Genomic DNA, 12,816 nt, shown 5'->3' with positions numbered 1-12,816 from the left:
CCGGATCCAGTTTCTCCAGCCCTCGACAGTAAAATGTAACTGTCTGTAACAGATATTGTCAATCGATCGTCGGTGCGACGCGACAACGACGCCAATCACATCAAGATCGCGCCAGAGAAATACATCGCCACATGATGCGATACAATAATTATAAAAACCGTATTAATCTAGAACTATGGCACGGAAATTGTTATAATATATAGCAATATAATAGCCGCTAACTATCTATTACGAACCGGCGATCAATGAAGAAACTTCGATCACTGCATGGCACGATGCGGGATCGGGCGGCGGCGCCTCGCCCGATCCCGCGGAAGGGATTGCCGTGAGAACGGCGCCGGAGCACAATCGCACCGGGACCAGATTCCGCATGGCAGCGCGCAACAGACCGGCGACTCGACGGATGGCGTGGGGCTTGGCCGGCCTCGCGGCGGGCCTCACCCTCGCCGCCGCTTGGCTCTGGCCCGACCTCCCACCCCTCGACCTCACCGCGGCGAACGCCCGCTCGACCATCGTCCTCGACCGCGCCGGCACGCTTTTGCGCCCCTTCGCCACCCAGGACGGCCGCTGGCGGCTGCCGCTCGAGCCGGGCGCCGTCGATCCCCGCTTCCTCGCCATGCTGACCGCCTACGAGGATCGGCGCTTCCGCGACCATCCCGGCGTCGATGCGCGGGCGCTGCTCCGCGCCGCCGGGCAGTGGCTCGCGGCGGGGCGGATCGTGTCGGGGGCCTCGACCCTGTCGATGCAGGTGGCGCGCCTCGTCGAGCCGCGGGGCGAGCGCTCGCTGAAAGCCAAGCTGCGCCAGATCGCCCGGGCGATCGAGCTGGAGCGGCGCCTCGGCAAGGACGAGGTGCTGCGGCTCTATCTCGCGCTCGCCCCCTATGGCGGGCCGGTCGAGGGCTTGCGGGCGGCCAGCCTCGCCTATTTCGGGCGCGAGCCGGCACGCCTCACGCTCGCCGAGGCCGCCCTGCTGGTGGCTCTCCCCCAGGCGCCGGAGGGGCGGCGGCCCGACCGGTTCCCGGAGGCCGCCCGCCGGGCCCGCGACCGGGTGCTCGACCTCGCGGCCGCCCGTGGCGTGGTTCCGGCGGCGGAAGCTTTCGCCGCCAAGGCCGAGCCGGTGCCGCACGGGCGAAGACCGTTCCCGATGCTGGCCGCCCACGCCGCCGAGGCGGCTTCGGCGCAGGAGCCGGCCTTGGCCGTGCATCGGCTCACCCTCGACGCGCGGCTGCAAGCCCGGCTCGAACCACTGGTGGCCGAACGGGCGGCGGCGATCGCGCCCGGCCTGTCGGCGGCGCTTCTCGTCATCGACAACGCCACCGGCGAGGTGCGGGCTCAAGTGGGCAGCGCCGGCTATCTCGATGCGACGCGGTCGGGCGCCATCGACATGACCGGCGCGGTCCGCTCGCCGGGCTCGGCGCTCAAGCCCTTCGTCTACGCCATGGCGTTCGAATCGGGGCTCGCCCATCCCGAGACCCTGATCGAGGACCGCCCGTCCCGGTTCGGCGCCTCCTATGCGCCCGAAAACTTCGACCTCACCTTCCAGGGCACGGTGACGGCGAGGCGCGCGCTCCAGCTCTCCCTCAACGTCCCGGCGGTGGAGCTGATGGAGGCGGTGGGGCCGGCCCGCTTCATCGCCCGCCTGCGCTCCGCCGGCGCCGCCATCGCCCTGCCCAGGGACGCCGCACCGGGCCTGCCGGTGGCGCTCGGGGGCCTCGGCATCACGCTCGCCGACCTCGCCCGGCTCTATGCCGGGCTCGCCCGCGGCGGCGCGGTGCCGGTGCTGAAGCGCCGCCTCGACACGCCGACGACGGACGCGGTCCTGCCGCGCATCGCCGAGCCGGTCGCCTCCTGGTACGTCGCCGACGTGTTGCGCGGCACGCCGCCGCCCGAGAGCGCCCTGCCGAACCGCCTCGCCTACAAGACCGGCACGTCCTACGGCTATCGCGACGCCTGGGCGGTGGGGTTCGACCGCCGCTACACGATCGCGGTCTGGCTCGGGCGGCCGGATGGGGCCGGGGTGCCGGGCCTCGTCGGGCGGATCGCCGCCGCGCCGCTGCTGTTCGACGCCTTCGCCCGCCTCGGCGGCGACCCGGAGCCCATGGCGCGCCCCCGCGACGCCCTGGTGGCGACGACCTCGGCCCTGCCGCCTCCTTTACGCACGTTGCGCCGGGACGGCGGCCCCACCGACCGCCTGCGCATCGCCTATCCGCCGGACGGGGCGCGAATCGATCTCGGGGCGCAGGAAGGGGTTCCCGCCGGCCTCGCCCTCAAGGCGCTCGGCGGCACCCTGCCGCTGACCTGGCTCGTCGGCGGCCTGCCGGTGACCGAATCCGACCGGCGCCAGGCCGAGTGGCAGCCCGACGGCGCCGGCTTCGTGCGCATCTCGGTGCTCGACGCCGCAGGTGCGAGCGACAGCGTGCTGGTGCGGATCGAGTAAGCGCAAACACGATTTCGCGAGCATGGCCCTGGGTCAACGGCGGATCGTTTCGCCGCCCACCCCGTTCCTCCCCGGTGGAAGCGTGGCGAGACGGCGAGCGCCGCGCGCGTGGGAGTTGAGCGTCGCATGGCGGATGGGCGAGACGATCGCAGGGGCCTCCTGCCGATGAAGCCGGCCCGGGTCCAGGCCGCCGAGACCCCCGGCGACGGCCTCGCGGCGCCGCTGGTGATCGCCGCGGTGATCGTGGCGGCGCTGTATTTCGGCCGCGAGATCCTGATCCCGATCGCCATCGCGGTGCTGCTCAGCTTCGTCATCGGGCCGCTGGTGGCGCTTTTGCGCAAGCTGCGGCTCGGGCGGATTCCATCCGTCGGCGTCGCGGTGCTGCTGCTGCTCACCGTGGTGGCGGGTTTGGGCGGCCTCATCGGCATGCAGGTCGCCGACCTCTCGACCGGCCTGCCGCGCTACCAGCGCACCATCGCCCAGAAGGCCGAGAACCTGAAGGCCGGGCCGCTCGGCGACCTCGCCGGGTATCTGCGCAGCATCAACCACACGATCCAGCAGGCCGGGGCACCGGAGCAGAAGCCGGAGGAAAAACCCGCCGAGAAGCCTCCGTCGGGCAAGCCCGCCCCGCCGCCCTCGGTGCAGAATCCCGACAAGCCGGTCCTGGTCGAGGTCCGCGACCGCGATCCGAGCCCGGTCGAGCTCGCCGAGAAGGTCCTGTCGCCGGTCCTCTCGCCGCTCGCCACCCTCGGCATCGTCTTCGTGGTGCTGATCTTCATCCTGGTCCAGCGCGAGGACCTGCGCGACCGGATGATCCGCCTCGTCGGCTCCAGCGACCTGCACCGCACCACCGTGGCGATGGACGACGCGGCGCGGCGCCTGAGCCGGTTCTTCCTGGTCCAGCTCGCCCTCAATGCCGGGTTCGGCCTCGTCATCGGCACCGGCCTGTGGCTGATCGGGGTGCCGAATCCGATCCTGTGGGGCATCTTCTCCGCGCTGATGCGCTTCGTGCCCTATATCGGCGCCTTCCTGTCGGCCCTGCTGCCGCTGGCGCTCGCCGCCGCGGTCGATCCGGGCTGGAACATGGTGCTGGCGACCGCCGCCCTGTTCATCGTGCTGGAGCCGCTGGTCGGCCAGTTCATCGAGCCGTTGCTCTACGGCCATTCCACCGGGCTGTCGCCCTTCGCGGTCCTGGTCTCGGCCCTGTTCTGGACCTGGCTGTGGGGACCGGTCGGGCTCCTGCTCTCGACGCCGCTCACCGTCTGCCTCGTCGTGCTCGGCCGCCACGTCGACAAGCTCGAATTCCTCGACGTGCTGTTCGGCGACCGCCCGGCGCTCACTCCGGTCGAGAACTTCTACCAGCGCATGCTGGCCGACGACCCGGACGAGGCGCAGGAACTGGCCGAGGTCATCCTCGCCCAGTGCTCGCTCTCCTCCTATTACGACGAGGTGGCGCTGAAAGGCCTCCAGCTCGCCGCCACCGACGCCCGCCGCGGCGTGCTGACCGAGAGCCAGCTCGAGCGCATCCGCGTCGGCATCGCGCAGCTGATCGAGGACCTCGCCGACCGGGACGACGCCGCGCCGGAGGCCAAGTCCAGCCTCGCCGGGCGGCTGCTGTCGGGCCGCCAGGACGAGGACGTGCCGTGCGAGGCCGCCCCCGCCGTGCCGGACGCCCCCGCCCCTGACCAGCTGCCGGAAGCCTGGCGGCGCGACGGCGCGGTGCTCTGCGTCGCCGGCCGCGGGCCGCTCGACGAGGCCGCCTCGATGATGCTGGCCCAGCTCCTCCACAAGCACGGCTTCGGCACCCGGGTGGTGCCGTTCGAGGCGGTGTCGCGGGCCGAGATCGGGTCGCTCGACGCCTCGGCGGCGCGGATGGTCTGCATCTCCTATCTCGAGATCAGCGGCACGCCGGCCCATCTGCGCTACCTCGTCCAGCGGGTGCGGCGGCGGGCGCCCGAGGCGCAGGTGCTGGTCGGCCTGTGGCCGGCGGACGACGCGGTGCTGAGCGATCCCGGCGCCCGGACATCGCTCGGCGCCGACCATTACGCGGTCTCGCTGCGCGAGGGCGTCGAGGCCTGCCTGGAGGCCGTGCGCGACGTGCCGGCCGCCGCCCCCGCCCCGGCGCGAGGGGCGGACGATGCGGTCGAGCCCGTGCCCGAGCGGGCCGACGCCTGAGACCTCGGGGCTTGACGCCGGGCCCGCGCCGCCCTTTCGATCCGGCGGAAGCGGGCCGCGGGCCCGCGGATCGAGCGGGAAGCGGGGACAGCATGAGCGTGGTCGATTTCGCACGGTTCGTGGACGAGCTCGCCACCCAATCGGGCCAGGCCATCCTGCCCTTCTTCCGCGCCTCCTTCGCCACCGAGGACAAGGCCGCGGGCCTCGCCGCCTTCGATCCGGTGACCGAGGCCGACCGGGCGGGCGAAGCGGTGATGCGCCAGCTCATCAAGCGCAGCTTTCCCGATCACGGCATCCTCGGCGAGGAATTCGGCACCGAGAATCCGGACGCGGACTACGTCTGGGTGCTCGACCCGATCGACGGCACCCGCGGCTTCATCGCCGGCCTGCCGATCTGGGGCACCCTGATCGGGCTCACCCGCGGCGGCGTGCCCTGCTACGGCCTGATGAACCAGCCCTTCACCGGCGAGCGCTTCTTCGGCGACGGCGAAGCTGCCCATTACCAGGGCCCGCACGGGCACCGCCGCCTGCGCACCCGCCGGAAAGGCGACCTCGCCGACGCGATCCTGCACACCACCGATCCGCGCCTGTTCGGCGACGGCACCTCCGACCGGCAGGCCTACGAGCGCGTCGAAAAGGCCGTGCGCCTCGCCCGCTACGGCGCCGATTGCTACGCCTACGCCATGCTCGCCGCCGGCCATATCGATCTCGTGGTCGAGGCCGAACTGAAGCCCTACGACATCGTGGCGATGATCCCGGTGATCGAGGGCGCGGGCGGCGTCGTGACGACCTGGGAAGGGGAGTCCGCCGCCAAGGGCGGGCGGATCGTGGCGGCCGGGGACAAGCGGCTGCACGAGGCGGCTCTGGCGCTGCTGAACGGGTGAAGCCGCTCGGGTCCGTGCCGGACCCGACCTGCGCAGACACAATCTTGCCGCTTCGTATCGCGCAGCCCTTGGATAAAGTAAAAAATCAGTTAAAGTTCCTCCTGGTCCGACCCCGGACTGGGAGGCGATGTCATGTCACTGCACGCAGTTGATACCGCATCGAAAGTTTCCGCGAACGACGCGAAAAAACTCAGCGCAGCGGGAATCAAGGCCATCGGCCGATACTATTCCGATCCCAACAACAAGTGGAAGATTATAACTCGGAAGGAAGCCGAGCATATATCGGCCGCGGAGATCGAAATTTGGACTGTCTATCAAAATTCTCATAGGCACGATGCCGACTTCAGCGCATCGATCGGAACGGCTGAAGCCAAGGAAGCTCTCGCCTACGCACAAAATACAATAGGACAGCCCAAAGGATCGGCGATCTATTTTTCGGCGGACTACGACGCGAGTGAGGAGGCGGTCAAGGGACCGATCGCGGCGCATTTTCAGGCAATCCGAGCCGTGTTTGAAGCGGCCGGGAACCCCTACCGGATCGGTATCTACGGGAGCGGGCGCACATGCTCGCACCTGCTGAACGCCGGCCTCGCGGACCTGGCCTGGCTGAGCATGTCGACCGGGCATGCCGGGCACAGCGCGTTCTATGCCTCCAAGCGATGGTCGATCGCCCAAGGCAAAGCGGGGAGGGTCGCGGACGTGGGCATCGATACCAACGAGACGCAGGGTGCGGATTTCGGCCAGTTCCGGCTCGATGCCGCGGTCAGGCCCGCCGTTGCCGCGGCCGATGCCGTGCCGACCAGCGCGGGCGCCCCGGCACCGGTCCTTGCCAGCGGCATGGCCGGCTCGGAGGGGAATGTCGTCCCGCGCTATCCCGGCCGGATCATCAAGCGTGGGGAGTTCGATTCGGAGACCGTCGCCGCCATCCAGCAGCGACTCACCGAGATCGGGATCACGAAGCTGGTCGTGGATCGCGATTTCGGGGAAGCGACCGAGGATGCGGTCTCGCTCTTCCAGGCGCGACACACCGATCCGCTCGGTCGCGAACTGGAAGTGGACGGCGAAATCGGCCCCAATACCTGGGCTGCGCTGTTCGGCGCGGAAGCTCTGTCGGAGTCTCTTCCTCTGCCAGCCGGAGCGAGCGCCCGAGATCTCGTCGTCCAGATCGCGGCATCCCAAGTCGGTGTGCGGGAAGAGCCCCGGTACTCCAATCGCGGGCCGCAGGTCGACGAGTATATCCGTGCCGCCGGCCTGAACCCCCGGGCGGACAGCTACGCCTGGTGCATCTGCTTCATCCAATGGGTGTTCAAGGAGGCTGCCAGGACGGATGCCTCGGGCCTTTCGACGCTGCCGCGCACGGCGGGTGTCCATGCGTTGTGGAAGCTCCGCACGAATGGTGCGACGAACGTGGTCGCGGCCCGGCAGGCGGAGCCGGCGCTGATCAAACCCGGCATGGTGTTCCTCTTCGATACCGGGGGAGGCAAAGGCCATGGCGGTATCGTGGAGAGCGTGGCTGGGGATCGCCTCGTCACCATCGAGGGGAACACCAACAATGGCGGCTCTCGTGACGGGTACGGTGTCTTCCGCCGCAAAACCAGGCTCGTGAAGATGCCACGCCTCCTGGGATACATCGATTTCATCAAGTAATACCAAAGGTCGTTGAAAACGACCTTTGGTTCCGTTCTCGAATTTTCGCCAAGCCTTTGGCTTCGTGTCGAAAATTCGAGATGGGTCTACGGCCCGATGCGTCAGCATCTGGGGCCGTTGATATAACCGACCGCATTGCGCGGCCTGGACATCGCGATGTGCCCGGGTCGACCAACAGCGTGGCAGCGGCCGCGTCCGGCCCCGTTCACGCCACCTCGGCCCGCGCCTCCCCGGCCACCGGCAGGGCCGTCCCCGGCACGAACGCGTCGAACGCCGCCCAGAACTGCTCGCGGATCGCGTCGCGCTCCATCAGGATCTCGTGGCGGGCGCCGCGCAGCGTGATGGTGTGGCCGGCCGCCAGCCGGGCGGCGAAGCGCTCCACCGCCGGGGTGCTGCAGACGGGATCGGCGCCGGCGGCCACCACCAGGACCGGCACGCGGATGCCGAGCGGGTAGCGCGGATCCTCGAAACGGCGCATCGCCCGGAAGGCGGCGGCGAGCCAGCCGATGGTGGGATCGCCGATGGCGCCGGCCCCGACCGCGAGCGCCGCGGCGGCGTTGCGGGCGTAGCGCACGGGATCGGCGGTGAGGCGGTTGTTCGGGAACGGCTTGGTGGCGATCGAGACCGCCGAGCCCCCCGGCACGTAGCGGCGGCCGAACCTCAAGGCCCGCAGCACGGTGGCGAGGCGCATCGCGGCCTTCGGCCGGCGGATCATGCAGATCGCCACCATGGGGGCGAGGGCGACGAGGCGCTCGAAGGGCAGCCAGCCCTCCCGGGCCGCGGTCAGGCAGATCGCGCCGCCCATCGAATGGGCGAGGCCGAAGAAGGGGCGCGGCATCCGCGCCTCCATCACCTGGGTCTCCACCGCCGCGAGATCGAGCTTGTACTCGGAGAAATCGTCGACATGGCCCTTGTGCGGGTCCTCGACGGTACGGTCGGAGCCGCCCTGGCCGCGCCAGTCGAAGGCGACGACGTGGAAGCCGCGGCCGCGCAGCTCGGTCACGGTCTCGAAGTACTTCTCGATGAACTCCGCCCGGCCCTGGACCAGGCAGACCGTGCCGTGGACGGCCCGCGCCGTCGGCGCCCAGGTGGCGACCCGCAGGGACAGGCCGTCGGCGGTCCGGACCGTCAGCAGCGTGGCCCCCGGCGGGATCGGGTTGTCGGGCGTGGCGAGCAGCGGCACGGTCACGAGAAGGCCTCCGAGGCTGTCTACCGCCGCATCCTCGCACGGCACCCCCTAACAAGTGGGGCGCGAGCCCGAACTGTCCCGCCCCCGCGCCGGCCGCTCGAAAAAAATTCGCATCGCCCCGCTTGCCGTGGCCTTGATCAGTCTAGGGACCACTCCAATATGCGAGGGGCGCCGGCCGATACGGCGGCGCGCAAGACCGGGACCGGCCCCAGCGGCGGTCCTCCAAGACTACATATTGCTTCAGACGGAGAATATGTCATGCGTCAGTTCGATCTCGCCCCCCTGTACCGTTCGACCGTCGGCTTCGACCGCCTGTTTTCCGCGCTCGACCAGTTCGTGACCTCGGATGCGGCGCCGACCTACCCGCCCTACAACATCGAGCGCACGGCCGAAAACGCGTACCGGATCACCCTCGCGGTGGCCGGCTTCACGGATCAGGATCTGTCGATCGAGACCCGTGAGAACGCGCTCACCGTGAAGGGCGAGCGCAAGGGCGACGCCAAGCAGACGGAGTTCCTGCACCAGGGCATCGCGGCCCGCGGCTTCGAGCGGCGCTTCCAGCTTGCCGACCACGTCCAGGTGACGGGGGCGGCGCTGGAGAACGGCCTGCTCCACGTCGATCTCGTCCGCGAGATCCCGGAGGCCAAGAAGCCGCGCCAGATCCAGATCGCATCGGGCGCACGCGCCCAGTCGATCGAGGGCAGCGTCCAGAAGGCCGCGTAAGCGCCAAAAGACCTTCTCGAAGCGTTCAGGGGAGCGCCCCGGCCACCCGGCCGGGGCGCTTCGTCGCGTCAGGGAAGGAGATGCGTGCCGTGGGTGAGCGCCGCGCCGGCCCGCAGGGCCACCGCCACGAAGACGGTCTCGGCCAGTTCCTGCTCGGTGGCACCGGCCTTCTTCGCCGCCTCGCGGTGGACTTCGAGGCAGTAGGGGCATTGCGTGGTGAGGGCGACGGCGAGCGCCATCAGCTCCTTGTACTTGCGCGGGATCGCGCCGTCGGCGAGCGCAGCCTTGTCGAGGGCCTCGAAGGCCGCCATCGCCTCGGGGGCGAGGGTCTTCAGGGCGGGCAGCTTCGTCAGGTTGGCGGAATCGTAGAGCGCGTGGGACATGGCGTGATCCTCCCGGGTTGGCCGGTGTCGTGACCGGCCGCCCGTCGATCGGGGCGGCTCGGCCTTTCGACTGTTAGAGGATCACGGGCCGCCGCCCAATGCGGCTTTGGGCCCGTCCAGCGCCTTCCTCAGAGATCCCCGAAGGCGAGCTGCGCCGTCGCCGGGGCCTTCGGCGGCTTGCCGGCCTTGTCCTTGGTGGCGCCGGTCTTGCCGCCCTTGGCGCTGCCCTTGCCACCATTCTTGGCGGACGCGTTGCGCGGCCGCTTCGGCTCGGCGCCCTGGATGCGCGCCTTGCCCTTGTCGCGGGCCACGGCCTCGGGCGCGGTCTGGTCGCCCGAGAGCCACTTGCCGCGCTTGATCACCTCGTTCACCCGGCCCTGGTTGACGCCGAGCTTGAAGGCGATCTCCTGCTGGGTCATCTCCGTCGAGCCGTGCAGTTCCAGGATCTCGCGGGCGAGTTCCGGGGTCATCTTCTTGCCGACGATGCGGCGACCGGGCTTCACCACCCGGGTGGCGCGGTCACGCTCGCGCAGGCGCTCGAGAATCGCCAGCGCCATCTGCATGCCGTTCTCGCGCAGGGCTTCCTCGAATTCCTTCAGCGTCGCCATCGGGACCGAACTCCGCTGTCACGTTCCGGCAGGGAAACGGCCGCCGGTCGGCGCCGGTTGCCTCCGTGCACAGGTCATCCACGGTTTGTGCGCGTCCCGTTCCGGCTTGGCAACCGGCCGCCGGGGGCCATCCACTGCTGTTGCCGCCGCCCGCGCGGTTGGACAAGGCGAGCGGCTTCGCGCATGGCTTCCTCCACCAAACAGGAGGCCGGCATGGTTCTGGAAATCGCGCAGATCGAGGTGAAGCCCGGGCACGAGAGCGCCTTCGAGGCCGGGGTCGGCCAGGCGGCGGAGCTGTTTCGCCGTGCCAAGGGCTGCCGCGGCATGGAGCTGCAGCGCTCGGTCGAGGTCCCGACCCGCTACCGGCTGATGGTGCGCTGGGAGACCCTGGAGAACCACACGGTCGACTTCCGCGAATCGGCGGATTTCCCGGCCTGGCGCGCCCTGGTCTCGGAGCATTTCGCCGCCCCGCCGCAGGTCGAGCACACGGTGCTGGCGGTCCAGGGCTTCTGAGCCTCGCGGAGCAGCCGCAGCGTGACATGAGGCCCCCGACCCGCTACTCGCGAGTCAAGGTTCCTCGATCTCACGGCACCCGACCATGGCCCGACGTCCCCTGCGCATCGGCACCCGCGGCAGCCCGATGGCGCTCGCCCAGACCGGGATGGTGCGCGACCGCATCGCGGCCGCCCATCCCGACCTCGCCGAGCCCGGCGCGATGGAGCTCGTCGTCGTCACCACGGTGGCCGACAAGGTGCTCGACCGGCCGCTCTCCGAGATCGGCGGCAAGGGGCTGTTCACCAAGGAGCTGGAGCAGGCGCTGCTGACCGATCAGGTCGACATCGCCGTCCACTCGATGAAGGACGTCGAGACCTGGCTGCCGGACGGGCTCGTCATCGCCTGCATCCTGGAGCGGGACGACCCGCGCGACGCCTTCCTGTCGCCGCGGGCAAACAGCCTCGCCACCCTGGCGCCGGGCAGCCGGGTCGGCACCTCTTCCTTACGGCGCGGCGCGCAGGTGCTGATGCACCGGCCCGACTTGACGATCGTGCCCTTGCGCGGCAACGCCAACACCCGGATGAAGCGGCTCGAGGAGGGTGCCTGCGACGCCACCCTGCTCGCCATCGCGGGGCTGGAGCGCCTCGGCCTCGCCGACCGCGCGCAGGAGATCCTGCCGGTGAGCGCGATGCTGCCGGCGGTGGCGCAAGGCGCGCTCGGCATCGAGTGCCGGGCCGGCGACACCGAGGTGATCGCCCGGCTCCAGGCCGTCGCCTGCCCCACGACCACGATCGCGGTGGGAGCCGAGCGGGCGCTGCTGGAAGAACTCGACGGCTCGTGCCGCACCCCGATCGCGGCGCTCGCCCAGATCGACGGCGACCGCCTGACCCTCGACGGAATCCTGTTCCTGCCCGACGGCAGCACCCATTGGTCGACGCACCGCACCGGCCGGGTCGCCGACGCCCTGGCGATCGGGCGCGAGGCGGGGGCCGAGCTGAAGGCGAAAGCCGGCGAGACCTACCGGGCGAAGCTGCAGTAGCGAGCCGCGCCCCTCAAGGGAGAGCGGATTCGGCGACCGGGCCCTCCTCGCTCGCGGCGACGCCGCCACCGCGCCGCTTCACCGCGTAGGAGGCGGCATCCGCCTTCCGGATCAGGTCGTCGAGATCCGCCACGCATGACGGCGCGCAGGCAAAGCCCAGGCTCAGGCCGACGCTGACGGTCTCCCCGGCGAGGTCGTAGGGCGCGCCGAGGGCGTGGACGATGCGGCGCGCCAGGATTTCCGCCTCGCGCCGGTGCCGCATGCCGGGCTGGAGCACCACGAACTCGTCGCCGCCAATCCGGGCCGCCAGGGCGGGCGCGGCGACGAGCCGGTTCAGCCGCGCACCGAGTTCCTGCAGCAGGGCGTCGCCGGCCGCGTGGCCGTAGCGGTCGTTGACGGGCTTGAAGCCGTCGAGGTCGAAGCAGTGGACCGCCACGCTGTCGTCCCCGGTTCCCGGCAGGCCGGCGAAGGCCCGTCGCAGCCCGAGCCGGTTGGCGAGCCCGGTCAGGGCGTCGCTCCGGGCGAGCGCCGCCATGTCGAGGCGCAGGCGGATCTGCCGGATGGCGGTCCGGTGGGCGGACACGACGCTGTGGAGCGCCCCGACGAGGAAGAGGCCGAACATCGCCGCCAGGATGTCGTGGGACATGTCACCGGCCCGGGCCGCCGACGCGATCGCCGGCAGGGCCGCCAGCAGCAGCGCGCCGGACGCCAGCACGGGCCGGACGGAGAGGTGGGTGACGACGCCGGAGCAATAGCCGAACAGCATGCCGGTCGCGAGCATCTGGAGCTCGATCCGGGGCTGCGCGAAGACCGTGCCGACGATCGTGCCGATGGAGGAGGCGACGCCGGCGGTGCTCAGGATCTGGCCCCATTCCCACGCGCGGGCCTCCGCGCGCGTGAGCCGTCCGCAGGCCAGCCGGCGACGATGCCGGTGGACGATCACGAGCTTGCAGATGGAAGCCAGGCCCCCGGCGGCCACCGCCGCGAACAGGATGCCGCTGTCCAGGGCCTGCGCGGCGAACAGGCCCACCCCGACCAGCGTGACGGCCATGATGACGGTCGACAGGCCGATCCGCGAGAGCTCGCCGACCAGGGCAACGTAGATGTCGTCCGTTTCAAGCCTTGGGAGCATCCGCCACGCATCCGCCTCGGGTCAGGCCAAGACGGAAGCACGGAACCTATGACGAATCAGACAATGCGACCGGCAGGCCCGGGTCGTGGCTCGCATCCCTCTGC

11 protein-coding genes are annotated in these 12,816 nt (G+C 70.4%); 7 read left to right on the top strand and 4 right to left on the bottom strand.

Translation table 11 applies throughout. The annotated features are described in order from the left end of the window. The first annotated feature begins 403 nt into the window (after positions 1-403). The 4 genes from pbpC to F1D61_RS08455 all read left to right on the top strand — a co-directional run bounded on the left by pbpC (position 404) and on the right by F1D61_RS08455 (position 7,143). Positions 404-2,437: a penicillin-binding protein 1C gene (pbpC, locus tag F1D61_RS08470; protein ID WP_246775785.1), complete on the top strand. Its 2,034-nt coding sequence runs from the start codon at positions 404-406 to the stop codon at positions 2,435-2,437. Between the two features lie 126 nt (positions 2,438-2,563). Beyond that, positions 2,564-4,612, top strand: coding sequence for an AI-2E family transporter (locus tag F1D61_RS08465; RefSeq protein ID WP_203157477.1), 2,049 nt, complete (start codon positions 2,564-2,566; stop codon positions 4,610-4,612). A 92-nt stretch (positions 4,613-4,704) separates the two neighbouring features. Continuing rightward, entirely contained in the window at positions 4,705-5,496 is a 792-nt protein-coding gene (gene hisN / locus F1D61_RS08460) for a histidinol-phosphatase (protein ID WP_203157476.1), read from the top strand. Positions 5,497-5,628: 132 nt separating this feature from the next. Next, positions 5,629-7,143 (top strand): glycoside hydrolase domain-containing protein, encoded by a 1,515-nt coding sequence (locus F1D61_RS08455; RefSeq protein ID WP_203157475.1) that lies wholly within the window; start codon positions 5,629-5,631, stop codon positions 7,141-7,143. A 205-nt stretch (positions 7,144-7,348) separates the two neighbouring features. Here the strand turns inward: F1D61_RS08455 and F1D61_RS08450 are convergent, their stop codons facing one another. Next, entirely contained in the window at positions 7,349-8,332 is a 984-nt protein-coding gene (locus F1D61_RS08450) for an alpha/beta hydrolase (protein ID WP_203157474.1), read from the bottom strand. A 258-nt stretch (positions 8,333-8,590) separates the two neighbouring features. Between F1D61_RS08450 and F1D61_RS08445 the strand changes: the two genes are divergently transcribed. After that, positions 8,591-9,055 (top strand): Hsp20 family protein, encoded by a 465-nt coding sequence (locus F1D61_RS08445; protein WP_203157473.1) that lies wholly within the window; start codon positions 8,591-8,593, stop codon positions 9,053-9,055. A gap of 68 nt (positions 9,056-9,123) precedes the next feature. Here F1D61_RS08445 and F1D61_RS08440 read toward each other — a convergent pair whose 3' ends face one another. Together F1D61_RS08440 and F1D61_RS08435 are read right to left on the bottom strand one after the other, a co-directional pair. After that, positions 9,124-9,438 (bottom strand): carboxymuconolactone decarboxylase family protein, encoded by a 315-nt coding sequence (locus F1D61_RS08440; RefSeq protein WP_246775784.1) that lies wholly within the window; start codon positions 9,436-9,438, stop codon positions 9,124-9,126. A 128-nt stretch (positions 9,439-9,566) separates the two neighbouring features. Continuing rightward, positions 9,567-10,046 carry an RNA polymerase subunit sigma-70 gene (locus tag F1D61_RS08435; RefSeq protein ID WP_203157472.1) on the bottom strand — a complete coding sequence of 160 codons (480 nt, stop codon included), beginning with the start codon at positions 10,044-10,046 and terminating at the stop codon, positions 9,567-9,569. Between the two features lie 213 nt (positions 10,047-10,259). Here F1D61_RS08435 and F1D61_RS08430 point away from each other — a divergent pair, with 213 nt between their 5' ends. Beyond that, positions 10,260-10,559, top strand: coding sequence for an antibiotic biosynthesis monooxygenase family protein (locus tag F1D61_RS08430; protein ID WP_203157471.1), 300 nt, complete (start codon positions 10,260-10,262; stop codon positions 10,557-10,559). Between the two features lie 85 nt (positions 10,560-10,644). Continuing rightward, positions 10,645-11,580, top strand: a complete 936-nt coding sequence (gene hemC / locus F1D61_RS08425; RefSeq protein ID WP_203157470.1) for a hydroxymethylbilane synthase — start codon at positions 10,645-10,647, stop codon at positions 11,578-11,580. A 13-nt stretch (positions 11,581-11,593) separates the two neighbouring features. Here hemC and F1D61_RS08420 read toward each other — a convergent pair whose 3' ends face one another. Continuing rightward, positions 11,594-12,712, bottom strand: a complete 1,119-nt coding sequence (locus tag F1D61_RS08420) for a GGDEF domain-containing protein (protein ID WP_203157469.1) — start codon at positions 12,710-12,712, stop codon at positions 11,594-11,596. Positions 12,713-12,816 lie beyond the last annotated feature (104 nt).

It is taken from the genome of Methylobacterium aquaticum (genome assembly GCF_016804325.1).
GTDB lineage: Bacteria > Pseudomonadota > Alphaproteobacteria > Rhizobiales > Beijerinckiaceae > Methylobacterium > Methylobacterium aquaticum_C.
The sequence above is the reverse complement of the archived record's forward strand: the minus strand, read 5'-3'. Positions and strand labels throughout refer to the sequence as shown.

What these genes read in the sequence shown, in the direction of transcription:
- hisN (WP_203157476.1), top strand. Translation starts at nt 4,705, where the DNA reads ATGAGCGTGGTCGATTTCGCACGGTTCGTGGACGAGCTCGCCACCCAA.
- F1D61_RS08440 (WP_246775784.1), bottom strand. Translation starts at nt 9,438, where the DNA reads ATGTCCCACGCGCTCTACGATTCCGCCAACCTGACGAAGCTGCCCGCC.
- F1D61_RS08430 (WP_203157471.1), top strand. Translation starts at nt 10,260, where the DNA reads ATGGTTCTGGAAATCGCGCAGATCGAGGTGAAGCCCGGGCACGAGAGC.
- pbpC (WP_246775785.1), top strand. Translation starts at nt 404, where the DNA reads ATGGCGTGGGGCTTGGCCGGCCTCGCGGCGGGCCTCACCCTCGCCGCC.
- hemC (WP_203157470.1), top strand. Translation starts at nt 10,645, where the DNA reads ATGGCCCGACGTCCCCTGCGCATCGGCACCCGCGGCAGCCCGATGGCG.
- F1D61_RS08465 (WP_203157477.1), top strand. Translation starts at nt 2,564, where the DNA reads ATGGCGGATGGGCGAGACGATCGCAGGGGCCTCCTGCCGATGAAGCCG.
- F1D61_RS08420 (WP_203157469.1), bottom strand. Translation starts at nt 12,712, where the DNA reads ATGCTCCCAAGGCTTGAAACGGACGACATCTACGTTGCCCTGGTCGGC.
- F1D61_RS08435 (WP_203157472.1), bottom strand. Translation starts at nt 10,046, where the DNA reads ATGGCGACGCTGAAGGAATTCGAGGAAGCCCTGCGCGAGAACGGCATG.
- F1D61_RS08445 (WP_203157473.1), top strand. Translation starts at nt 8,591, where the DNA reads ATGCGTCAGTTCGATCTCGCCCCCCTGTACCGTTCGACCGTCGGCTTC.
- F1D61_RS08455 (WP_203157475.1), top strand. Translation starts at nt 5,629, where the DNA reads ATGTCACTGCACGCAGTTGATACCGCATCGAAAGTTTCCGCGAACGAC.